The organism is Acinetobacter sp. ASP199 (assembly GCF_022700675.1).
Lineage (GTDB): Bacteria > Pseudomonadota > Gammaproteobacteria > Pseudomonadales > Moraxellaceae > Acinetobacter.
On the sequence record NZ_CP062182.1, the window covers coordinates 1129427 to 1151459 of the forward strand.

Annotated in this window: 24 protein-coding genes; 16 read left to right on the forward strand and 8 right to left on the reverse strand. The window is 43.4% G+C overall.

Annotated elements, in window-relative coordinates:
• Positions 1-9: 9 nt before the first annotated feature.
• From IHE35_RS05230 to IHE35_RS05255, 6 genes are all read left to right on the forward strand, one after another.
• A complete protein-coding gene (locus IHE35_RS05230) occupies positions 10-1248 on the forward strand; it encodes a dihydroorotase (RefSeq protein WP_242789600.1) in 1239 nt (412 codons plus the stop codon).
• Positions 1249-1432: 184 nt separating this feature from the next.
• Positions 1433-2926 carry an OmpA family protein gene (locus IHE35_RS05235; protein WP_242789601.1) on the forward strand — a complete coding sequence of 498 codons (1494 nt, stop codon included), beginning with the start codon at positions 1433-1435 and terminating at the stop codon, positions 2924-2926.
• 127 nt (positions 2927-3053) lie between these two features.
• A complete protein-coding gene (locus IHE35_RS05240) occupies positions 3054-3833 on the forward strand; it encodes a DUF2520 domain-containing protein (protein WP_242789602.1) in 780 nt (259 codons plus the stop codon).
• Positions 3830-4342 (forward strand): hypothetical protein, encoded by a 513-nt coding sequence (locus IHE35_RS05245; RefSeq protein WP_242789603.1) that lies wholly within the window; start codon positions 3830-3832, stop codon positions 4340-4342. Before IHE35_RS05240 ends, IHE35_RS05245 begins: the two co-directional genes overlap by 4 nt.
• A gap of 132 nt (positions 4343-4474) precedes the next feature.
• Complete coding sequence (locus IHE35_RS05250; protein ID WP_242789604.1) at positions 4475-6085, forward strand: choline dehydrogenase; 1611 nt, start codon at positions 4475-4477, stop codon at positions 6083-6085.
• Positions 6086-6127: 42 nt separating this feature from the next.
• Positions 6128-7555 carry a coniferyl aldehyde dehydrogenase gene (locus IHE35_RS05255; RefSeq protein WP_242789605.1) on the forward strand — a complete coding sequence of 476 codons (1428 nt, stop codon included), beginning with the start codon at positions 6128-6130 and terminating at the stop codon, positions 7553-7555.
• Between the two features lie 179 nt (positions 7556-7734).
• On the opposite strand, the gene trmB is transcribed toward IHE35_RS05255, so the two are convergent.
• Both trmB and IHE35_RS05265 read right to left on the reverse strand, forming a co-directional pair.
• Complete coding sequence (gene trmB, locus IHE35_RS05260) at positions 7735-8451, reverse strand: tRNA (guanosine(46)-N7)-methyltransferase TrmB (protein ID WP_242789606.1); 717 nt, start codon at positions 8449-8451, stop codon at positions 7735-7737.
• A gap of 158 nt (positions 8452-8609) precedes the next feature.
• Positions 8610-10055, reverse strand: a complete 1446-nt coding sequence (locus tag IHE35_RS05265; RefSeq protein ID WP_242789607.1) for a SulP family inorganic anion transporter — start codon at positions 10053-10055, stop codon at positions 8610-8612.
• A gap of 218 nt (positions 10056-10273) precedes the next feature.
• On the opposite strand from IHE35_RS05265, the gene IHE35_RS05270 reads away from it, so the two are divergent.
• Positions 10274-10885 carry a glutathione binding-like protein gene (locus IHE35_RS05270; RefSeq protein ID WP_242789608.1) on the forward strand — a complete coding sequence of 204 codons (612 nt, stop codon included), beginning with the start codon at positions 10274-10276 and terminating at the stop codon, positions 10883-10885.
• Between the two features lie 284 nt (positions 10886-11169).
• Here IHE35_RS05270 and IHE35_RS05275 read toward each other — a convergent pair whose 3' ends face one another.
• The 5 genes from IHE35_RS05275 to IHE35_RS05295 all read right to left on the reverse strand — a co-directional run bounded on the left by IHE35_RS05275 (position 11170) and on the right by IHE35_RS05295 (position 13926).
• Complete coding sequence (locus IHE35_RS05275; RefSeq protein ID WP_242789609.1) at positions 11170-11952, reverse strand: thiazole synthase; 783 nt, start codon at positions 11950-11952, stop codon at positions 11170-11172.
• A 14-nt stretch (positions 11953-11966) separates the two neighbouring features.
• Positions 11967-12164, reverse strand: a complete 198-nt coding sequence (gene thiS, locus IHE35_RS05280) for a sulfur carrier protein ThiS (RefSeq protein ID WP_004812315.1) — start codon at positions 12162-12164, stop codon at positions 11967-11969.
• Positions 12165-12192: 28 nt separating this feature from the next.
• On the reverse strand, positions 12193-12558 hold the full coding sequence (locus IHE35_RS05285; protein WP_242789610.1) for a DUF423 domain-containing protein: 366 nt from the start codon (positions 12556-12558) through the stop codon (positions 12193-12195).
• Positions 12559-12681: 123 nt separating this feature from the next.
• Positions 12682-13551, reverse strand: coding sequence for an RNA polymerase sigma factor RpoH (gene rpoH / locus IHE35_RS05290; protein WP_242789611.1), 870 nt, complete (start codon positions 13549-13551; stop codon positions 12682-12684).
• Between the two features lie 141 nt (positions 13552-13692).
• Positions 13693-13926, reverse strand: coding sequence for a sulfurtransferase TusA family protein (locus IHE35_RS05295; protein ID WP_242789612.1), 234 nt, complete (start codon positions 13924-13926; stop codon positions 13693-13695).
• A gap of 383 nt (positions 13927-14309) precedes the next feature.
• Between IHE35_RS05295 and IHE35_RS05300 the strand changes: the two genes are divergently transcribed.
• Both IHE35_RS05300 and rhlB read left to right on the forward strand, forming a co-directional pair.
• Positions 14310-14525, forward strand: coding sequence for a cold-shock protein (locus tag IHE35_RS05300; protein WP_004280099.1), 216 nt, complete (start codon positions 14310-14312; stop codon positions 14523-14525).
• Between the two features lie 98 nt (positions 14526-14623).
• Entirely contained in the window at positions 14624-15775 is a 1152-nt protein-coding gene (gene rhlB, locus IHE35_RS05305) for an ATP-dependent RNA helicase RhlB (protein WP_242789613.1), read from the forward strand.
• A gap of 61 nt (positions 15776-15836) precedes the next feature.
• On the opposite strand, the gene IHE35_RS05310 is transcribed toward rhlB, so the two are convergent.
• On the reverse strand, positions 15837-16217 hold the full coding sequence (locus IHE35_RS05310; RefSeq protein WP_242789614.1) for a hypothetical protein: 381 nt from the start codon (positions 16215-16217) through the stop codon (positions 15837-15839).
• Between the two features lie 258 nt (positions 16218-16475).
• Between IHE35_RS05310 and IHE35_RS05315 the strand changes: the two genes are divergently transcribed.
• From IHE35_RS05315 to IHE35_RS05345, 7 genes are all read left to right on the forward strand, one after another.
• Positions 16476-17057 carry a nitroreductase family protein gene (locus IHE35_RS05315; protein ID WP_242789615.1) on the forward strand — a complete coding sequence of 194 codons (582 nt, stop codon included), beginning with the start codon at positions 16476-16478 and terminating at the stop codon, positions 17055-17057.
• Between the two features lie 28 nt (positions 17058-17085).
• A complete protein-coding gene (locus IHE35_RS05320) occupies positions 17086-18159 on the forward strand; it encodes an NAD(P)H-dependent glycerol-3-phosphate dehydrogenase (protein ID WP_242789616.1) in 1074 nt (357 codons plus the stop codon).
• Between the two features lie 79 nt (positions 18160-18238).
• Positions 18239-18694 carry a phosphoglycerate mutase family protein gene (locus IHE35_RS05325; protein WP_242789617.1) on the forward strand — a complete coding sequence of 152 codons (456 nt, stop codon included), beginning with the start codon at positions 18239-18241 and terminating at the stop codon, positions 18692-18694.
• A 28-nt stretch (positions 18695-18722) separates the two neighbouring features.
• A complete protein-coding gene (gene gspL / locus IHE35_RS05330) occupies positions 18723-19862 on the forward strand; it encodes a type II secretion system protein GspL (RefSeq protein ID WP_242789618.1) in 1140 nt (379 codons plus the stop codon).
• Complete coding sequence (gspM, locus tag IHE35_RS05335) at positions 19862-20341, forward strand: type II secretion system protein GspM (RefSeq protein WP_242789619.1); 480 nt, start codon at positions 19862-19864, stop codon at positions 20339-20341. The genes gspL and gspM overlap by 1 nt, the downstream gene beginning before the upstream one ends.
• Before the next feature lie 91 nt (positions 20342-20432).
• The gene (locus IHE35_RS05340; RefSeq protein WP_242789620.1) at positions 20433-21434 is read left to right on the forward strand and encodes a quinone-dependent dihydroorotate dehydrogenase; all 1002 of its coding nucleotides are present in this window, start codon (positions 20433-20435) and stop codon (positions 21432-21434) included.
• 5 nt (positions 21435-21439) lie between these two features.
• Positions 21440-22021 carry a CvpA family protein gene (locus tag IHE35_RS05345; RefSeq protein WP_242789621.1) on the forward strand — a complete coding sequence of 194 codons (582 nt, stop codon included), beginning with the start codon at positions 21440-21442 and terminating at the stop codon, positions 22019-22021.
• Positions 22022-22033 lie beyond the last annotated feature (12 nt).

The window sequence follows — 22033 nt, forward strand, 5'->3', positions numbered from 1 at the left end:
GAATAAGTCATGTCTATTGTTAAAATTGAGAATGTTCGAGTTCTAGACCCAATCGAAAAAACTGACAGCGTACAAACAGTTTACCTGGAAAATGGTAAACGTATTGCTGAAACTGCAAATTTGTCAGAAACCATTAATGGTCAAGGTAAATGGCTGATGCCTACGATGGTCGATCTGTGCGCACGTCTGCGTGAGCCAGGTCAGCAACAGCATGGTACCTTAAAATCTGAAGGCAAAGCAGCGCGTGAAAACGGTATTCTGCATGTGTTTACGCCACCAGATTCAAAGCCAATCGTGCAGGATAATGGCGCCTTAATTCACGGTCTGGTTGAAAAAGCCATGCTGGATGGTGGTATTTATCTACAAGTGATTGGTGCACAAACCCAAGGCTTACAAGGCAATCAACCTGCAAATATGGCGGGCTTGAAAAAAGGTGGTTGTAGCGCGGTTTCAAACGCAAATGCACCTTTTGCCAACGATGATGTTGTGCTTCGTACGCTTGAATATGCAGCGGGTCTAGACATGACTGTGGTGTTCTATGCAGAAGAACCACAAATTGCTAAAGATGGTTGTGTACACGAAGGCTTCGTGGCATCGCGTCAAGGTTTACCAATGATTCCAGCACTGGCAGAGACAGTCGCGATTGCTAAATACTTGCTGATGATTGAAGCGACTAAAGTCCGTGCACACTTTGGTTTATTGTCTTGCGGCGCCTCAGTAGAACTGATTCGTATTGCTAAAGAAAAAGGTCTACCTGTGACTTGTGATGTAGCGATGCATCAATTGCATTTGACCGATGCACTGATTGACGGCTTCAACTCGCTGGCTCATGTTCGTCCGCCATTGCGTTCTGAATCAGATAAAGAACTATTACGCCAAGGTGTGAAGTCTGGTGTGATTGATGCAATCTGTACGCATCATGAACCACTCAGCAGTTCAGCGAAAATGGCGCCGTTTGCAGAAACGCAGCCTGGCTTTACTGCATTTGATACCTTCGTTCCATTTGGTTTGCAACTGATTAATGAAGGTTTGTTCAGTCCATTAGAATGGGTAGAGAAAGTGACATTTGCACCTGCTCAGGTCGCTAAAATGCAAGAGCGCTGGATGAATGAATCAGGTTGGGTACTGGTTGATCCGGAACTGGAATGGACTCTAACGAAAGAGAGTATTGTGTCACAAGGTAAAAATACGCCATTGATCAATCAAAAGGTTAAAGGAAAAGTTTTACAAAGCTTTGTGTCTGCATAAATCAGTTAATGATTGTTTTAATTAAAGTCAGCTTCGGCTGACTTTTTTTATTTTGGTAAACATATCATTAACTAGCACTAGTGAAACGTTATGATTTCCATACAACTATTTACATTTTCTAAAAAGATCGGGCCTTAAACTGAATAAATATTAATCATTAAAAAATCAAAAGAATGGTGACTTTATGAATGACAACCTGATTCAACGATTAAAACGTAATGTCACTCCGACTGTGCTGCAAGGCGAAACGGAGTATGTCGCTGCCAAAGAGCAGGCACTGGCTCAATTTTATCCTATTTTCCTGAGCATATTGCGTGTGCATCCGGAACAGGTAGAAAACCTCAGTCAGCAATTAAATCCAAAGATCAGTGAATTATTCACAGAAAAACCAGAAATCAAACAGCGTCTGCTTGATCATCTGGCGAGCCTGTCAGATGGCGTGTCACAAGAACAACTTGAACAGACCTTAAATCGTTCGACTAAACCAACCATTGAGTATCTAAAAACAGAAGCAGATGCCTCTCATCCTGATGCAATTAATTATGTAATTGAAACCAATAATGATGCAATTCAAAAAGCACTGCCGACTTGGGCATCGCCGCTTTTACTTGCCCTAGGTGCATCACCACTGGTCGATCATCATCCAACGCCTGTACCCGGAATTGATCCTGAACCTGTTGAACCGGCGATTCAAAAAGAAAGAAGATCACGTTTTTTAATTCCGGTCATTGCCTTTATCATCGTGGCTGCTTTAATTATGTTCTTCTTCCGGGGCTGCACACGTGATGATGATCCGGATGATATCCGGGATATGCAAAATGCCTCTAAAGCAGTGGCAACTGAAACTGCATTTCTAAAATTAAGTACGGGAAGTGAAGGGCAGATCACGAGCTGTCAGGTACAGATTAATGATCCTCAATATATGGAAATTCTACAAAATGAGATCAAACAGATTTTTAATTACAATATCGGCTGTGGTTCAGAAAATAATGATAATTACCATTCTGAATTCATCGATCAGGATACGATTCCATCTGTATTAAAAGCAATGCAGGGTGTGCCAAATGCCAGCTTGCATTGGGAGGGAAATCAGGTTTCTGTGCAAGCCGGTAATTCAGCCGATGCTGAACGTATCGCAGGTGAAATTCGCCAGCTGGCAAAAAATATGACCGTCATGACGCAAAAGCCAATTAGCACTGCACAGGCAGTTAATACGCCGAGCAATGAAGCTGAAAAAGTGTTGGCAAGTATGCCCATAGAACAAATCCGGGCTTTAGATGTTGCGACCGCTTTAAATCTGCAAGCAATCAACTTTGCTCCAGGCTCAACTGAAATCCCGGCAACCAATCAGTCAATTCTGAATCAGGCTGCAGCTTTAATTAAACGTGCACCACATGTGAATTTGCAAGTGATTGGGCATACAGATGCTCAAGGCGATGAAGAGCTCAATAAACAGTTGTCCTTACAGCGTGCGCAGGCAATTGTGACCTATATGGTGGAACAGGGGGTTGATCCTTCACAGTTAAGTGCGGTAGGCATGGGGCCAGCTCAGCCAAATGCGGGAAATGCTAAAGACGTTGACCGTTATAAGAATCGTCGTATTGCGTTTGAAGTTATGAATACTAATACCGGAACTGTACGTGCAGTCGATGACCAGGGTGTAAAACAGAAAGTATAAATCTAAGACTGAAAGAACGGTTTATTTAGATAACGTATTTAAATAAATTGACCAAAATAAAAAGGACGAATTGCTTCGTTCTTTTTTTATTGGCATGCTGTGTACAATTGATCAGGATGAGTAACAGATGCGGATTAGCATTATTGGGGCAGGGCGAGTGGCCTATCATCTTGCCCGCGTATTGTCAGTACAACATGAGATTGTGCAGATCTATAGCCGGACTTTAGAAAAGGCACAGCAATTGGCAGATCAATTTCAGGCGCAGGCAATTGAGAGACCTGAGCAGTTGGATAATCGTGTGGATCTGATCATTATTGCAGTGAGTGACCAGTCTATTGCTAGCGTCATCGAACAGATTCATCCACATTTGCAGCACAACTTGATCGTACATACGTCTGGTAGTACCCATGTAGATGTGTTGAAACAGATCCATGCACGTGCGGGAGTATTTTATCCCTTACAAACCTTTAGTCTGGAACGTGAGGTTAATTGGGAAAATACGCCTTTATTTATCGAAGCGCATGATTCCGAAGACCAGAAAACTCTTCAGCATTTAGCAAATAGCCTAAGCAATAGAGTCTACCTCTATAGCTCAGAGCAACGCTTGAGCCTGCATTTAGCTGCAGTCTTTGCCTGTAATTTTAGTAATTACTGTTATGACATGGCCAAACAGGTCGTAGAAGCACAGCAAGTGGATTTTAGTCTGCTTTATCCATTGATCTTGGAAACAACGAATAAAGCGACGCAGAATGAGCCACGTCAGATGCAGACAGGTCCAGCCATGCGAGGGGATCAGAATATCTTGATGATGCATCAAGCCATGTTAAGCGAGATGAAGCGATCAGATTTGGCTGAGGTCTATACCGTACTAAGTGACCAGTTACTGGCACGCCATCAAACGCAGTGAGTCAAGTTTTGTTGAAACAGTTGAATGTTAAAATCGTGATGATTCTCGCAGTACTGATGTGGAGTATGAGCTCATTCAGTACTGTTCAAGCACAGCCAAGGATTGCAAGTGCGAAAATGCAATATGAATCTAAAGTAGACATTTGTCACTATTCATTTGATTCAAAAATTTATCAATCACAGCAACAATGGACGGATGAATATGATCGAATCAAACAGATGGATTTTTTCTATTTGCAAGTGCCACAAATCACGGTGTGGTATCAAAAGGATGAGCAAAAACCAGAGCAAATGAAATTGCCGATCGAAGTTTTGGTCAATTCTAATTATACCGTTTGGGGTATTAAACTTTTAAAAAGCTCAGGTTCTACGCTACTGGATCAAGGTATTCAACGCAGTTTTAAAGATCTGCGGGTTGAAACGAAAAAAGGCTTTTGGTGGGGGCCAATGCTGAAGTTTAAGGATGAGATCGAGCTAACATTGGTGCGTTGTCAGAGTCTCATACGTTGAGTTTTTTGAGGGCAAATAAAGCCCTGATTGTATAATCATGAATTTTCACTGATACATTCTGCCTATCCATTGTTCTTGGAAGAAAAATGGCATAAGTTGTTCTTATAAGAAATAAAACATGGATAACTAAAAATGCAGGAATTTGACTACATCATTATTGGTGGAGGGAGTGCAGGATGCGTATTGGCCAGCCGTCTCAGTGAAGATCCCAATATTTCTGTATGTCTTTTAGAAGCAGGGGGGCATGGCAATGCCTGGACGGTAAATATTCCGGCAGCCTGTGTCATGAGTTTACCCACCAAAATTAACAACTGGGCTTTTGAAACCGTTCCTCAAAAAGGATTGAATGGACGTAAAGGCTATCAGCCCAGAGGGAAATGTTTAGGTGGTTCATCGGCCATTAATGCCATGATTTATATCCGTGGCAATCGTGCCGACTATGATGATTGGGCAGCGCAAGGTTGTACCGGCTGGTCTTATGATGAAGTATTGCCATATTTCATCCGATCTGAGAATAACCACCGTATTCAGAATGAATATCATGGCAATGCAGGTCCTTTGCATGTATCAGATGTGCAAACAGACAGTATTTTCCATGAGCGGTATTTACAGGCAGCACGTGAGCAGGGCTATCCAGTGCTGGATGATTTTAATGCTGCAGAGCAGGAAGGATTAGGCGTTTATCAGGTGACTCATGACAATGGTGAGCGCTGTAGCGCAGCTCGAGCTTATCTGTTTCCACATTTGAATCGTCCGAATTTAACCATATGGACTAAAGCCACCACGCATAAAATTATAATCGAACAAAAAGCCGCAGTTGGTGTCCAAGTGCAACATGCCGGGCAGTTAAAAACGTTACGAGCACGGCAGGAAGTCTTGCTCTCGGCAGGTGCCATGCAATCTCCACACATCCTGATGCTTTCGGGTATTGGGGATGCTGAAGAACTAAAACAACATGGCATCGAACTCAAACATCACTTGCCTGGCGTCGGAAAGAATTTTCATGATCATCCCGATTTTATTTTTGGCTACAGCGTCAAGGAATTTGCTGGAACCTTCGGGGTCTCCATGTCAGGTTCACTGGATATGTTTAAGCAGATTGGGCGATATCGCAGTGAACGCCGCGGCATGATTGCATCCAATTTTGCTGAATGTGGCGGTTTCATCAAAAGTTCGCCAGAACTGAAAATTCCCAATCTGCAATTGCATTTCGTGGTGGCATTAGTAGATGATCATGCACGTAAATTCCGTAGCAGTCACGGCATTTCCTGTCATGTGTGTTTATTAAATCCACGCAGCCGTGGTTCGATTAAACTGAGCGGACCAAATATTCATGATCCATTACTTATTGATCCAAATTTCTTGAACGATGAACGCGATTTGGAGGATCTGGTTCAAGGCTTTAAACTGACACAAAAATTGATGCAGTCACCATCGCTTTCCAGTTTGTATAAGCAGGATTTATTTACGGCTCATGTGAAAAATGATGAGGATATCCGGGAAGTTCTGCGTAATCGGGTAGATACGGTGTATCACCCGGTTGGTAGCTGTAAGATGGGCGTTGATGATATGTCTGTGGTCGATCCTGAACTATGCGTCTATGGTATTCAAAATCTGCGGGTGATTGATGCTTCGGTCATGCCATCGGTCGTGAATGGCAACACCAATGCACCAACGATGATGATTGCAGAAAAAGCTGTGGATTTGATCCAGGCAAGACAGCGGGCGCCAAAAGTTGCTTAAGAATATGAGAATTTCATTTTACCGAATAAATAGGGACAGCATATGACGTCATGGGAACAAGGTACGAATCTGGATAGTGCCAAACACATGCAGGATATTTTTCAGCACCAGCGTCAGGCGTGTATGCAAGCAGCATATCCAGGCTATGAGCAGCGTCAACAGCAACTCAAAATGCTATATCAAATGGTGGTGAAACATCAGGATGAGATGGCTGCCGCCATTAGTCGGGATTTCTCCAATCGGAGTCTGGATGAAACCAAGCTGTTTGAAGTACTGACCAGTTTGAATGGACTGAAACACAGCTTAAAACATCTGAAAAAATGGATGAAGCCGAGTAAGCGGCAGGTTGGTATTTTATTCCAGCCAGCCACAGGTTATGTGATGTATCAGCCGCTAGGTGTGGTCGGTATTGTGGTGCCGTGGAATTATCCGTTGTTCCTTGCCATTGGTCCTTTGGGTCAGGCATTGGCTGCGGGTAACCGGGTCATGCTGAAAATGAGTGAATATACCCCGGAATTTTCCAGCCTGTTTCAACAGCTGATTGTCCGTTATTTTCCAGCTGACCAGATTACGGTAGTCACGGGAGATGCGCAGGTTGCTCAGCAATTTACTACTTTGCCATTTGATCATTTGCTTTTTACTGGCGCGACCTCAATTGCACGTCATGTGATGCATGCAGCAGCAGAGAATCTGACACCAGTGACTTTGGAGCTTGGGGGCAAGTCACCTGTTATCGTTGCGAAGGATGCGGATTTACAGGAAAGCGCACGCCGTCTGGCTTTTGGCAAGACCATGAATGCCGGACAGACCTGTGTGGCACCAGACTATGCATTTGTACATCAGTCACAAATCCAATCCTTTATCGAAGCTTATTTCAATGCCATTCGACAATTCTACCCAAACAGTATTTTGAGCAATCCGGATTATACAACCATCATCAATGAGCGGCAGTTTACCCGTTTAAAACACTATATTGAGGATGCTCAAGCCAAAGGTGCTGAACTGCATCAGATTGAGCAAGGTGTAGATGGACGCCGTTTGCCGCACCTGGTCCTGACCAATGTCCATGACGATATGCTGATCATGCAGAATGAAATCTTTGGACCGCTTCTACCCGTCATTGGCTATGAGCAGATGGATGAAGTCATTGAATATATCAACCAGCATGACCGACCACTGGCACTGTATTATTTTGGCTATAACAAAGCTGAGCAACAAAAAGTCCTGCATGCAACCCATAGCGGTGGAGTATGTCTGAATGAAACCCTGATGACTGCCGGTATGGAAGATATGCCGTTTGGCGGGATTGGACCCTCTGGAATGGGGCATTATCACGGACATGAAGGCTTTAAGACCTTTAGTCATGCCAAGTCGGTATTTAGCCGTCCGAAATTCAGTTTGATGAAGCTGATTTATCCACCTTATGGCAGTTCGATCTTGAAACTGATTTATCGTATCTTTTTGCGTTAAGTGACAGATGGCGAGAAAGAAGCGCAAAAATCCGCATGGCTATAAATGGTATAAGGATGAAAATTTATTTTTCTTCTTAAGCACTATTTCGGGTGCATTTGTTGTTATATATAAGTGGCTCGCCAATTTGTTCTCATAAAAAAAGCGCTGAAACTTCAGCGCTTTTTTTATGATTGCTCTTAAGAAATTTTCTTAAAGATAAAATCATTAATCTTGTGACCTGCTTCAATACCGCGACGCTCGAACTTGGTTTGCGGACGCCATTCAGGACGAGGGTAGCTATTGCCTTTACCTGCCAAGTTTTCTAAACGTGGACGCTCTTCAAGAACTTCCAGCATCCATTCAGCATACGGTTCCCAGTCAGTTGCAGCGTGGAAGGTACCGCCAAGTTCTAACTTTTGCTCAACCAATGGCATGCGGTCATGTGATACGAAACGGCGCTTGAAGTGACGTTTTTTCTGCCATGGATCCGGGAAGTATAATTGCACTGTATTGATACTATTATCCGGCATTTCACGTAGGACTTGAATCGCATCAGCATCTAGAACACGCAAGTTGCTTACGCCTGCCATACCTGCTTCGTACACACACTGTGCTATGCCCGGTACGTGCACTTCAATACCAACAAAATTACGTTCAGGATTGGCTTTAGCCATCAATACCAGTGAACGGCCCATACCGAAACCGATTTCTACAGTCAGTGGACGTTCAGGGTGCTCAAAATGCTGGCGTAAATCACCAACCGGATATTCCAAAATTAAGTGACCATATTGTTCAAGCGCAGTACGTTGAGAGGTATTCAGCGGTGCTGAGCGGCGCATAAACGTCACAATTTCACGGTGCTCGCTTAAATTGTCCAGCTCCACGACTTGCTGGTCTAATTGATCGTTCGACATAATTTTGGCAAATCTAAAAATTCAGAATGCGGTATTTTAAGTCCTGAGCGGTGCAAGTCAAACTTTTCTCGGGAATTCGCTACTAAAAACTGGAATCGAGTTTATTTCTCAAGAAAATAAAAGGGCCAATTGACCCTTTTAAATGATATGAATCGTGATCAGGTCTGATAACGGTCAACTAAAGTACTGCTGGCTTCATTCAGTCCAATCACCTGAACATCAATTCCTTGTGCTTTAAATTTCTGTACGACGTTATTCAACATATTCACAGAAGTGACATCCCAAATATGGGCATGGGTCAGATCCAGCTCAACAACTGCTAGATTTTCCTTAAAGTCAAAGAACTGATAGAAACGGTCTGAACTGCTAAAAAAGATCTGTCCGGAAATCACATAACGACGAGAACGCTCATCTAGCAAATGTGTATATACGTGAACTGTATTCTCAAGCTTGTTGATAAAGAACAGGGCAGACAGTACCACACCAATTAACACGCCTAATGCCAGATTATGCGTTGCCAATACCACCAGCACCACAGCAATCATTACCACATTAAAGGCAAGAGGATGCTTGTTAAACTGCTTGATGGCACCCCACTGGAATGTAGTAAATGACACCATGATCATAATGGCTACCAGTGCTGCCATCGGGATATAAGCCAGCCAGTCTTTCAGAAATACCACTAGGCAAAGTAAGAACACGCCCGCCACAAGCGTAGACAGACGGGTACGTGCGCCTGAAGAAACATTGATAATTGACTGCCCAATCATGGCACAACCGGCCATCCCGCCCATAAAACCGCTGACAATATTGGCCATACCCTGACCACGGCATTCCTGATGGCGGTCACTTTCAGAATCGGTGACTTCATCCACTACAGTGGTGGTCATCATGGTTTCAAGCAAACCGACAGTGGCCAAAGTCACTGAATAAGGAAAAATGATTTGCAGTGTTTCAAAATTCAGGGGAATTTCTGGAATCAAGAAAATTGGTAAGGTATCTGGAAAATGGCCAAGGTCACTCACAGTACGCATATCTGATCCGAGTAAAAGAGCCAATCCGCTGAGGACGATAATACAAATCAGCGGTGAGGGAATGGCTTTGCCAATTTTCGGAAGATAAGGAAATAAATAGATTATCGCCAAACCCATCGCAACAAACAGATAGCCGGTAGTATCCATTTTTTGCATTTCCGGGATCTGTGCAATAAAAATCAGAATCGCTAAAGCATTCAAGAAGCCATAAACCACAGATTGCGAAACAAAGCGCATCAATTTGGCAACTTTAAATGATCCCGCAATGACCTGAATAATCCCGGTCAGGACCGTGGCAGCCAGTAAATACTGCAAACCATGTTCCTTAACCAAAGTAATCATGAGTAGCGCCATCGCACCAGTTGCTGCCGAGATCATGGCTGGGCGACCACCAAAGAAAGCAATAGATACTGCGATACAGAAGGATGCATACAGACCGACTTGAGGGTCGACGCCAGCAATGGCAGAAAACGCAATTGATTCCGGAATGAGTGCCAAACCGACCACCAATCCTGCCAGGACATCAGTACGGATATTGGAAAACCATTCTTCTTTTTTCAGACTTATCACAGAATTTCATCATTTCACTTTGAACCTCGCGTATCTTAATCGTCCCGGTTTAAAAATCCACACAAGAATGACTTGAAAATGTCCGGAATATACTCAATATTGAAGAAGTAAATGTCTTTTGGCGGCAGTTACGCTTTTTTGCAATTTACAGGTTTGATCACTTGAAAGTTTGTTAGAAGCGATTTAAAACATTGAGAAGTAGATAACAAGGATCAGAAATGAAGCTTTATTATGCACCTGGTGCATGCTCGTTGGCAGCACATATTATTTTAAATGAAATTAATGTTGATTTTGATTTGGAACGTGTTGATTTAAAAACACATAAAACCGAGAAAGGCACAGATTATTACGAGATCAATCCAAAAGGCTATGTTCCAGCACTGGAAATTAACCCGGGCCTGATTCTGACTGAGAACGTTGCGATTCTTCCATTTCTGGCACAACACGATCCAAAACAAGATTTAATTCCGCCATCAGGTATGGGGCGTGCCAAAGTTCTGGAATGGTTAGGTTATCTGAACTCAGAACTGCATGATGCATATTCTGTATTCTTTGGTGCACCAATGAATGAGGAAGCCAAGAAAAAGGCTTATGCAGAAATTGACCGTTTGTTAAGCTACATTGATAAAGCCATTGGTGAATCAGACAATGATTATCTGGTGGATGATAACTTTGGGCCAGCAGATGCTTATCTGTTTGTACTTACCAACTGGTCGAACCATATTGAGCATGACCTCAGCCCATATCAAAATATTATTCATATACGTAATAAAGTCGCAGAGCGTCAATCAGTACAGATTGCTATGCGTGATGAAGGGCTGATTCCTTAATATGCCTTAGTACAAAAAAGGACTCGATTGAGTCCTTTTTTGTACCTGACTTTTTATGAGCACATTAGATCTCTTTCATAAATCAAAAAATGATCGTTATATTCATATTTAAATGGATATTGAAAGTTCCTTCTCCCTCTGGGATGAGAAGTGTTACTTCGCAAGAGGATGAGGGGATTTCTTAGACAAAACCTCTCCCTGAGGAGCATGTGCTCCGCAAGTCTCCTACAAGGAGAGGGAATTTGCTTTGCAGTGATTCAAAAATGATTTATGAAAGAACCCTATTATTTAAAGAAATAACCTGTCTCAGGCGAACTTGCATTAGCCATACGCTTACGCGGCATACGACCAGCGAGGAATGCTTCACGACCAGCTTCTACCGCTTTACGCATAGCAGATGCCATCAATACCGGATTTTGTGCAGCCGCAATCGCTGTATTCATCAATACGCCGTCGCAACCCAGTTCCATGGCAATCGCTGCATCACTGGCTGTACCGACACCTGCATCGACCAAAACAGGAACTTTGGCATTTTCCTTAATGATGGAAATGGTATGTGGATTCAGAATTCCCAGACCTGAGCCGATCAGACTACCTAAAGGCATGATCGCTACACAGCCCATGCTTTCCAGTTCCTGCGCTACGATTGGATCATCTGAGGTATACACCATAATTTCAAAACCATCATCAATCAGGGTGCGTGCCGCTTTTAAAGTTTCAGTGATATTTGGATATAAGGTTTTTTCATCACCCAGAACTTCCAGTTTCACCAGGTTATGACCATCTAGCAGTTCACGTGCCAGCATGCAGGTACGTACCGCACTGTTGGCATCAAAACAGCCCGCAGTATTTGGCAGAATGGTATATTTTTCCGGTGGAACTACGGATAGCAGGTTTGGCTGGTCTGGATGCTGGCCGATATTCACGCGACGGATTGCAACAGTCACGATTTCAGCACCACTCGCCTGAATCGCCAGATCTGTTTCCTGTAAATCTTTATATTTTCCTGTACCAACCAACAGACGTGACTGGAACTGGCGTGAGCCAATTTGAAGTAAATCTTGCATAGTATTTCCGAACCTTAGCCGCCACCGACAGCGTGAATGATTTCGATTTTGTCTGCCTCACAGATTGGCGTTGCGGCCAGTCTACTTTTGGGAACGATCATTTCATTGACTTCAACGGCATAGCGCTTACCTTCAAGCGCAAGATGCTGGACCAGTTCCATTAAGGTCGTGCAGTCGGTCTGTTGTTGTTCGCCATTGATATAGATGTTCATTTCGGCACCCTCTGAGTGTGATCAGTTCTTACTTGATGTGTTTGAATGCATTCCAGGCCAGAGTAAGCCAGCCTGCGATCATCAGTGCACCTCCGATCGGAGTAATTGCACCCAAACCACGCGGTAAACCAAGTGCCATAATATAAAGTGAACCACTGAACAGTAAAATGCCCAATTGAATCAAAATAAAACTTGGTTTAATTGGCAACTGTGGAATCACTTTTGCCAGAATGCCTAACAGCAACAAGCCCAGCGCATGATAGAAAAAGTAATCGGTTGCAGTCTGCCACCAGCCAAGCTGTGCTTCAGTTGCACGGGTTTTCAAACCATGTGCACCAAAAGCCCCAAGCAGTACTGCAAGGGCCAGATTAATCGCTGAAATCGCAATCCACATCTGAACTGATCTTCCTGAAAATTTTGCGCTTAACCTTAGCATAAAAGCACAGGCTGAAACACTGCATTAAAAGACAAAAAAGCCTTCAGATCTGAAGGCTTTTTTATATACAAAACATGAAAATTAGTTGGAAGACATCGCAACTTTAATTTTTTCCATGGCGTTCTTTTCAAGCTGACGGATACGCTCGGCAGAAACATTGTATTCTGCAGCCAGCTCATGCAGGGTAGATTTTTCATCATCCAGCCAGCGACGCTGCAAGATATTACGTGAACGGTCATCGAGTTGTTCCATGGCATCGTGCAGGGCAGCAGTACTTTGCTCTTCATAGTCTTCATTTTCAATCAGACGTGCCGGATCGTAACGGTTATCTTCCAGATATAATGCTGGAGCAACATGGCTTGAGCCTTCATCGTCATCATCGCCTGTGGCTTCAAATGCTGCATCATAGGCGGTCAATCGACCTTCCATTTCCAGAACCTGTTCAGGGGTCACATTCAGGTCATTGGCAATTGATCGAGCCTCATCTAAGGTCAGTTTTTTAGATGATTTTTTCAGACTACGCAGATTAAAGAACAGTTTACGCTGGGCTTTGGTGGTCGCAATTTTGACAATACGCCAGTTACGAATCACATATTCGTGGATTTCAGCCTTAATCCAGTGCACAGCAAAGGAAACAAGACGGACACCCATATTCGGGTCAAAGCGTTTTACCGCTTTCATTAAACCAAGGTTGCCTTCTTGAATCAGATCACCTTGAGGCAGGCCATAACCTGCATAACTACGTGCAATATGTACCACAAAACGCAGGTGGGACATCACCAGCATTTTTGCTGCATCCAAATCCTGGTCATAGAAATATCGGTCTGCCAACTCTTTTTCTTGTTCGGCAGTTAAGATAGGAATCTGATTGACAGTACTAATATAAGCACCGAGATTGACACCTGGCGCCGATAATGACAGGGGCATCAATTGATTGCGGCTGTCACTCATGTGTTCTCCTTGAGGAATAACGGGATCATTCCCAAATCTAAGATTTATGTTAATCCAATCTCCAGTCAAATGATGGATATTTGGGTAGAGATATGTAAACTTTTATACGAATGTGAAGACAAATAGTTTAATTGAAAATTTTTAGGATTCAATTACGTAATGAAACTCCACGTCGGAAATTTGTCGCATATCATATTTCAGCTGATTTAACTCACAGTAACGCGAAACATCAATCTGGCTATGCGGATCTGATGATTTCAGCAGAAAGGTTTCACCTGGATGGCTTTTCAGTGCGCGCTTTAACATCAATAGAGGCATAGGGCAGGGTTTGCCCATGGCATTGATGGTGCGGATCTGATCTGCGTTATCACTCATTTCCGTAATATTCATTCGACTTAAAAAAGGGTTTAAATATTAGCAAATAGGATGCCAAACCCCAACTTTTTTAAAAAAATATAAACGAAATAATGACTAAAAAAACCTTATGCAAATTTCTGAAAAAAATAGCGAAATCAATTAGAACAAACCTAAAAAAAGGCTATTAATTGTTATAAACCCATGTTAAGCTCGAAGAGTTAGTGGGATTTTAGATAAGCAAATTGATTGTTTTTCGTCCTGCGAATAAATGGATGTAACCGGGATTTTGTTAATAGTTTTACAGAATGATTACAAGCTTAAAAATAATATTTTCAAACTTGTTTGCTCTGCTGTTTGCAACACCGGGTGGTCCTTCTTTTAGGTACAATGAGGATTGACTTATGACAGCTGCTCGCGAACAAGGCGTAGTTAAGTGGTTTAACGATACTAAAGGCTTCGGCTTTATTCAACGCAACGGTGGTGATGACGTATTCGTTCATTTCCGTGCAATCCAAGGTGACGGTCACCGTTCACTTCGTGATGGCCAACGTGTTGAATTCAGTGTTGTAAAAGGCCAAAAAGGCTTCCAAGCTGAAGAAGTTCAACCATTAGACTAATCTTCGGATTAAGCTAATAAAACGCTCCAATATAAATTGGGGCGTTTTTTGTTTATACTGTCTGTATCTTAGTGATTATCTATTTAGAGCACCGCTTTATGTCATCTGGTTTTGAAACCTTAAATTTACATCCTAATCTAAAACAAGCAATTGACGCTTTAGGCTTTTCTTCTATGACGCCTATTCAGGAGAAGGTTTTAAAATTCACATTGGCAGGTCACGATGCAATTGGTCGTGCTCAAACGGGTACGGGCAAAACAGCGGCCTTCCTGGTGAGTATCATCAATGACCTATTGAATAATCCTGTGCAAGGGCAGCGCTACCGTGGTGAGCCACGTGCATTGATTCTGGCACCGACCCGTGAGCTTGCACTACAAATCGAAAATGATGCACATGAGCTGACCAAGTTTAGTAACCTGAATGTAGTGACGCTGCTTGGTGGCGTGGATTTTGATAAGCAAAAAGCACAGTTAGACAAAGCGCCGGTCGATATTATGGTGGCAACACCAGGTCGTTTAATTGACTTTGTTGAACAGAAAGAAGTCTGGCTGGATCAGATTGAATTCCTAGTGATTGATGAAGCAGACCGCCTGCTGGATATGGGCTTTATTCCTTCAGTGAAACGTATTGTACGTTTTTCGCCACGTAAGGAACAGCGTCAGACTTTAATGTTCTCGGCGACTTTTAGTTATGACGTGCTGAATCTGGCACAACAATGGTTATTTGAACCGGTCACTGTTGAAATTGAGCCGGAGAAGAAAACCAATGCGGACGTTGAACAACGCGTGTATATGGTTGCCAAGGCAGATAAATATAAACTGCTACAAGACATTCTGCGTGATGAGCCGATTGAAAAAGTCATGATCTTTGCTAACCGTCGTGATCAGGTGCGTAAACTCTATGATCATCTAAAGCGTGACAACTATAAAGTGGTGATGCTGTCTGGTGAAATCGCACAAGATAAGCGTCTAAAAATGCTGGACCAGTTTAAAAATGGTAAACACAATATCATGATCGCAACTGATGTAGCGGGTCGTGGTATCCATGTGGATGGCGTATCGCATGTGGTGAACTTTACCTTGCCAGAGCAATCCGATGACTATGTACACCGTATTGGTCGTACTGGACGTGCCGGGACGCGTGGTGTCAGTATCAGTTTCCTGTCTGAAGACGATGCATTCTATCTTCCAGAAATTGAAAAAGCCATTGGTCAGAAATTACCGCTGACTCGCCTGGAAGGATATTGCTAATTCCCAGTCCGTAAAAAAACCGCTCAATGAGCGGTTTTTTTTATGGCTAGCTAAAAAAGCTTTAGTTAGACTGGCAACGGAAAGTCAGAGTAGTCTGGTAGTCATCATCTGAATTGATGTTATTGCCTGTACCTGCAATATTGCCAAGTACTGTGGCAGCAGCCTGAATGATCTGTCCGGTTTGCTCATCTACAACGCCTTTCAGTGCGCCGTCATAAGTGGATTGTTCATCTATAATAATAGCTGAAGATCGTGAACCACACGTTTTAGAAGCAGCGTTCACGGCATTATTTTTGGCAATGATCTGGGTCTTACCTAATCCGGTGACTTCAAATTGATTATTCTCTTTACGGATTGCAGTGGTGTTGGTTGGATTAGAACTACACGCGGTAAGAGCAAGTGCAGTGGCAATAGCTGCACCCATTGTTAATATTTTTGTCATGTCTAAAACTCGTCAAGATCAGATAATCGTATAATTAATCACATAATAATCTTGATAATTTGTAGAGCATGTATAAGTTTGGCAATTTTCAGTATTAGCCATGTCATTATCATAAATGCTGTTTAATAGTTTTTATCAGAAACGAGCAATAGTGAGCAAATCTGGATGAGCAGACAGAATAAAAATGCAGGATATAGAGAATCCCGAGATGAATATGCTAATCTTGAATACAGTTTTTAAGTATAGAAATACCAGGCAATGACCGAATCAACGATCGAAATCGTTCATCAGAATATTCATCAACGTCAATCTATTGGTCAGCTGATTGCCCCAGCCCCCAATGCTGCACAGCTGGAAATGGCTTTTCAGGCTGCACTCACTGCGCCAGATCACCATCGTTTAAAACCCACTGAATTTGTAGTTATTCCAGATGATAAGCGCGAAGCTTTTGGTGAGTTATTGTCTCAGGCATTAATTGATCTGGGTCAAACTGAAGCTGCTCAGATTGAGCGGGTTAAACATCATCCTTTTCGAGCGCCTTTACTGGTTCTGGCTTTAACCCGTTTCAAAGATCATCCCAAAGTGCCGCATTTTGAACAGATCCTGAGTTCTGGTGCTGCAATTCAGAATTTTTTATTGTCCTTACAAGCTCAAGGTTTTTCGACCATGTGGCGTAGTGGAGCGGTAGTGGAATCGCTATACTTTAAGCAGGCTTTAGGAATTTCAGGTAATGACCTGGTTTCAGGCATTATTTATATTGGAACCGCGGCAAAAACAATTGCACCACGTGCAGAAATCTATACAGAAACATTTGTCAGCCAGTGGAATTCATCACATTAATTTGGCTGGATAAGGATATTAGAAATACATGTCAGAATTAAAATTTTCAGATCTGGTTGAACCTGTAGAAATTGATCGTAAGACTGCGTTACGGATTACAGTATTGGGTGGTGGCAGTTTTGGTACAGCAATGGCCAATACCGCAGTGCGTAATGGCTGTGACACCATGATCTGGATTCGTGATGAAGCCACGGCTGCGGATATTAATGCCACGCATATCAACAAGCGTTATCTGCCAGATTTTCAGCTTGAGCCTGCATTATTGGCAGTTTCAGACTTGGAAAAAGCGGTACGTGATCGTGACATTATTCTGGTGGCAATTCCAAGTCATTCCTTCCGTGATGTACTGAAACAGATCAAGCCTTTTATTAGCTCTCAAGCCATAATTTCACTAACTAAAGGTATTGAAGCGAAAACCTTTAGTTTTATGAGCGATATTATTCGTGAGGAATTACCTGAAGTACCGTATGGCGTACTTTCAGGGCCGAACCTGGCGAAAGAAATTGTGGCAGGGCAGCCAGCAGGGACTGTTATTGCCAGTGATTCTGAACTGGTGCGTTATGCAGTACAGCAGGCTTTACATAGTGCTTTATTCCGTGTCTTTGCCAGCGATGATGTGCATGGTGTAGAGCTGGGTGGTGCACTGAAGAACATTTACGCAGTCGCCATGGGTATGGCAGCCGCCTATAACGTCGGTGAAAATACCAAGAGTATGATTCTGACCCGTGCCTTGGCAGAAATGAGCCGTTTTGCGGTGAAGCTTGGTGCGAACCCATTGACCTTCCTCGGGCTGTCTGGTGTGGGCGATTTATTCGCTACCTGTAATAGTCCGTTAAGTCGTAACTATCAGGTTGGCTATGCGCTCGGTAAAGGCAAAACCCTGGAACAGGCAACCACTGAACTAGGTCAGACGGCAGAAGGGATTAATACCATTGTACAGGTGAAAGCACGTTCTGAAGAGCTGGATGTATACATGCCAATTACTTGTGCCTTGTATGCCGTAATCTTTGAAGGTGCACCGCCGATGAGTATTGCAGTGTCTTTAATGAAAAATGGTCATCGCAGTGATGTGGAATTTGTCTTGCCACATCATCAAGTCTGATTTATAAGTGATGGAACTGTATGATCAGGCTTATCTTATGATCTGATCATCAGCTTGAATGAACGAATAGGGAAATGGTATGCAACTGACACTCGTGCGTCATGGCGAAGCAGCTCCACCGGTAAATGGCAACGACACCAAGCGTCCTTTGACCGAGCGTGGACATTTACAGGCAGAACAGACCGCTCAATACTTGAAAGACGTGATCAAACCTGAAGTCTTTGTAGTGAGTCCGTTGCTTCGTGCTCAGGAAACCCTGGCACATTTGCAGGCTTTTTATAAAGATGTGCCAGTGGTAATCTGTAATACCATTAAGCCGGATGATGATGCCAAAGTAGCTGTGGAATGGTTGTCTCAGTTACCGTATGAATCAATTGTCGTGGTCTGCCATATGAATGTGGTGGCACATATTGCTTCTATTCTGACAGAGGAATCTTTCCATCCTTTCCATTTGTCAGAAGCACGTATTTATGATCAGGCAGTGATTGCGGCAGGTTTATCGACACAGTTAAAAAGCTTTATTCCAACAGTATAAAAACTATTAAAACGGCAGAACACAATCGATGTTGTATTTATGGATGCCAGAAGCCAATGGGGTTTGGCAATGGTCAGATGGGGAATTCTGGAAAAGTGCAGATACACTTGAGCAGCTGATTCAGGAGATCCAGGGGCAGAATGGGGCGGAGGCAACGGTCTTTTTCCCGAGTCGTCATGTGCAGATTTTGCAGCAGAGCATGTCCAAAGCCCAATATAAGAAAATGGGGCAGGAGGCAATCAAATATCTGCTGGAGGAATATGTCATTCTGCCGGTTGATGCGATGAAGGTGCTCCATCATTTCCAGCAACCGGATCAGCTCAGCGTACTGGGAATTGCCAATTCAACCGTAGAAACCATGCAGCATGCATTGCATCTGTTACCGGTCAAGGTCACGGCATTATTGCCAGATTTTCTGGTCTTGCCTGTTCCTGAAGAAAATCAACGCGTATTGGCGGATATTGCTGGGCGACTGCTGGTTCGTGAATCGGAATATGTGGGTCATTCGGTGGATGACCTGAGTCTTTATCTGGATTATCAGCCTAAAGATGTGAATTACAAGGTGAGTAACCTGAATAATGCTCAGCTGCGTAGTCTGGATGCCTTTGTCACGCATGATCAGGTGGAGTCGTTCCAGTACAGTATTCCCCAGCTAAAAAAAGCCAAGCAGCATCCTTTTAATGTCTTGCCCAAAGCCAAGTCAGATACGTCAGTTTCCGGTTACTGGAAAGCCTGTATGGCCGTATTCCTGGGTATTCTGGTATTGCAGTTTAGCTATGATGCTGTGCGCTGGTATCAGCATAAAAAGATTGCCAATCAAACGGCTGCTCAAGCGATTGACCAGTTTAAATACTGGTTTGGTCAGAACTACCCGGTAAACGAGCAGAATATCAAGAGCCAGTTTGAAGGGCAGATGCGTTTAAGTCAGGTGGCGAATACTCAAGCTTTTGATCTGATCAGTCGGGTGGGGCCGGTGTTAATGCAAAACCAGATTATTGCGCAGCGGGTTAGTTATGATACTTCAAGCCTGAATATGGATCTGCAGGCGAACTCTTCTGATGCATTAAGTACTTTGACTCGTCAGCTGACACAGCAGGGTTTTAAGGTTGAACTGGGTAATGTACAGGCCAATGGTGCAGGTGCGATCGGATCGTTGAGAATACAATAATGAAAATGCTCGATAATATTCAAACCCGGCTGGATCAGCGTATGGAGCGTATTACGGATTATCTGGATAGCCTGAGTACCCGTGAACGCTACATGGTGATTTTCACCACGATTTTTGTCATCGTAGCTGCAGTCGGTTCGGCATTGTTCTATATGCATCAAGCCGCGGATAGCCAGCAAAAGCGCTTAAATACCTTAAAAGATACTGTGGTGTGGATGCAGAGCAATGCTGCTACCATGAAGCCAGCAGGTGATCTGCAATTAGATGCCTCAGAAAAAGTGCAGCGTGCTGCCCAGCAGCAGGGATTGTCGGTTTCATCCCAGCAGCAGGAAGGTAAAATTTTACTCAATGTCAGCCATGAAAATTATGCTGTACTGGCAAATTTCCTGACCCAGCTTGCGCAGAGCGGTTTAACTATTGAAAAAATGGAACTTATCAGTGATGCCGGACAGATTAAATTAACAGCGACTGTCGTATAAACGGTAAAAATAAAGATTTGCAAGGCATGGTTTTTTCACCGGGCTGTGACTATAATATGCCGACTCAAAAAGCAAGTAGACTTTTCTGGATATGTTGTATTCTCTAGCCCGCCCTTTGTTGTTTTCTTTAGCACCAGAGCGTGCACATGAGCTGACACTATCACTGTTGAAATCCTCCCATGCCATGGGGATGATGCGTCAAAACGTTGCTTCTAAACCAGTTACCTGTATGGGAATCGAATTTCCGAATCCGGTAGGTCTGGCGGCAGGTTTGGACAAAAATGGTGCCTATATCGATGCCCTTGCAAGTCAAGGCTTTGGTTTTATTGAAATCGGTACTATTACCCCGCGTCCTCAGTCTGGTAATCCGGAACCTCGACTGTTCCGTCTGCCAAAAGCGAAAGCCATTATTAACCGTATGGGTTTTAATAATGAAGGCGTGGACAAACTGATTGAAAATGTTAAAGCTGCAAAATTCAAAGGCGTTCTTGGGATTAATATCGGCAAGAATGCGGCAACTCCGGTTGAAAATGCAGTTGATGATTATTTAATCTGTCTGGAAAAGGTATATAATTACGCTTCCTACATTACTGTTAATATTTCCTCTCCCAATACAAAAAACCTGCGTAGCCTGCAAAGTGGTGATGCGCTCACCGAGCTGCTGGAAACGCTAAAAAACCGTCAGCTTGAGCTTGCTCAAGAAAACCAGCATTATGTACCTCTGGTGCTGAAAGTTGCACCAGACCTTGAAGCTGAAGATATTGCATTTATTGCGCAGCAATTGTTGCAATTCAAGATTGATGGTTTGATTGTAACCAATACGACCTTATCTCGTGAGGGTGTTGAAGGTCTGGAGCATGCTGAAGAAGCAGGTGGTTTGTCTGGTGCGCCGGTCTTTGAGAAAAGTACGGCATGTTTAAAAGCCTTTGCAGATGTGCTGCAGGGACAGATTCCATTGATTGGCGTGGGTGGTATTCTTTCGGGTGCCGATGCCGTTGCCAAAAAGCAAGCTGGTGCCAGCCTTGTACAAGTTTATAGTGGCCTCATATATACAGGACCGAAACTTGTAAAAGACTGTGTTAACGTATTCTGAATTCTATGACTGCCATTGACATCTTTTTACTGTTTATACTGCTCATTGGAGGGCTAAACGGTTTGCGTCAAGGATTTATTAAAGCCTTTGCGAACTTAGCTGGATGGATTTTTGCGCTGATTATAGCTGCGAAATATTCAACACTACTTGCGCCTTCCATGACTGCTCTCAGTACAGATCCAGTGGTACAAAAAATTGCAGCATTCGCTTTCATCGTCCTGATGATTGTGGTTCTGACCTGGATTGTAACTTTCCTGCTCAACCGTGTGATGAAAACCCTGAAACTGGGACCATTAAACCGTCTTGCGGGTGGGGTATTTGGCAGCCTGAAAGGCCTGCTGATTGTCCTGATTACCATGCAGGGCATTGGTCCATGGGTAGAAAGCTCACCGCACTGGAAACAATCCAAAGTCATTCAGACTTTGCTTCCTTATGCACCATGGGCGACCCAGATGTCCAAAGATGCTGCAAACGAAGCCCTACAACATATCAAGTCTGAAGATTCCAGAAAATCTTCAGATCTATCAGCTGAACCTGCTGCAAAAAGTCAGTCATCAGCTGAGTCTACGAATAATCCTTTTTATTAATCCTAGCTTGTC

Excerpts from the sequence above, each read along its gene's own strand:
- rhlB (WP_242789613.1), top strand. The coding sequence starts at position 14,624 with ATGTCATCTGGTTTTGAAACCTTAAATTTACATCCTAATCTAAAACAA.
- IHE35_RS05235 (WP_242789601.1), top strand. The coding sequence starts at position 1,433 with ATGAATGACAACCTGATTCAACGATTAAAACGTAATGTCACTCCGACT.
- rpoH (WP_242789611.1), bottom strand. The coding sequence starts at position 13,551 with ATGAGTGACAGCCGCAATCAATTGATGCCCCTGTCATTATCGGCGCCA.
- IHE35_RS05230 (WP_242789600.1), top strand. The coding sequence starts at position 10 with ATGTCTATTGTTAAAATTGAGAATGTTCGAGTTCTAGACCCAATCGAA.
- gspL (WP_242789618.1), top strand. The coding sequence starts at position 18,723 with ATGTTGTATTTATGGATGCCAGAAGCCAATGGGGTTTGGCAATGGTCA.
- IHE35_RS05295 (WP_242789612.1), bottom strand. The coding sequence starts at position 13,926 with ATGAGTGATAACGCAGATCAGATCCGCACCATCAATGCCATGGGCAAA.
- IHE35_RS05255 (WP_242789605.1), top strand. The coding sequence starts at position 6,128 with ATGACGTCATGGGAACAAGGTACGAATCTGGATAGTGCCAAACACATG.
- IHE35_RS05300 (WP_004280099.1), top strand. The coding sequence starts at position 14,310 with ATGACAGCTGCTCGCGAACAAGGCGTAGTTAAGTGGTTTAACGATACT.
- IHE35_RS05240 (WP_242789602.1), top strand. The coding sequence starts at position 3,054 with ATGCGGATTAGCATTATTGGGGCAGGGCGAGTGGCCTATCATCTTGCC.
- IHE35_RS05270 (WP_242789608.1), top strand. The coding sequence starts at position 10,274 with ATGAAGCTTTATTATGCACCTGGTGCATGCTCGTTGGCAGCACATATT.
- thiS (WP_004812315.1), bottom strand. The coding sequence starts at position 12,164 with ATGAACATCTATATCAATGGCGAACAACAACAGACCGACTGCACGACC.
- IHE35_RS05285 (WP_242789610.1), bottom strand. The coding sequence starts at position 12,558 with ATGTGGATTGCGATTTCAGCGATTAATCTGGCCCTTGCAGTACTGCTT.
- IHE35_RS05325 (WP_242789617.1), top strand. The coding sequence starts at position 18,239 with ATGCAACTGACACTCGTGCGTCATGGCGAAGCAGCTCCACCGGTAAAT.
- gspM (WP_242789619.1), top strand. The coding sequence starts at position 19,862 with ATGAAAATGCTCGATAATATTCAAACCCGGCTGGATCAGCGTATGGAG.
- IHE35_RS05340 (WP_242789620.1), top strand. The coding sequence starts at position 20,433 with ATGTTGTATTCTCTAGCCCGCCCTTTGTTGTTTTCTTTAGCACCAGAG.
- IHE35_RS05310 (WP_242789614.1), bottom strand. The coding sequence starts at position 16,217 with ATGACAAAAATATTAACAATGGGTGCAGCTATTGCCACTGCACTTGCT.
- IHE35_RS05320 (WP_242789616.1), top strand. The coding sequence starts at position 17,086 with ATGTCAGAATTAAAATTTTCAGATCTGGTTGAACCTGTAGAAATTGAT.
- IHE35_RS05345 (WP_242789621.1), top strand. The coding sequence starts at position 21,440 with ATGACTGCCATTGACATCTTTTTACTGTTTATACTGCTCATTGGAGGG.
- IHE35_RS05250 (WP_242789604.1), top strand. The coding sequence starts at position 4,475 with ATGCAGGAATTTGACTACATCATTATTGGTGGAGGGAGTGCAGGATGC.
- trmB (WP_242789606.1), bottom strand. The coding sequence starts at position 8,451 with ATGTCGAACGATCAATTAGACCAGCAAGTCGTGGAGCTGGACAATTTA.
- IHE35_RS05275 (WP_242789609.1), bottom strand. The coding sequence starts at position 11,952 with ATGCAAGATTTACTTCAAATTGGCTCACGCCAGTTCCAGTCACGTCTG.
- IHE35_RS05315 (WP_242789615.1), top strand. The coding sequence starts at position 16,476 with ATGACCGAATCAACGATCGAAATCGTTCATCAGAATATTCATCAACGT.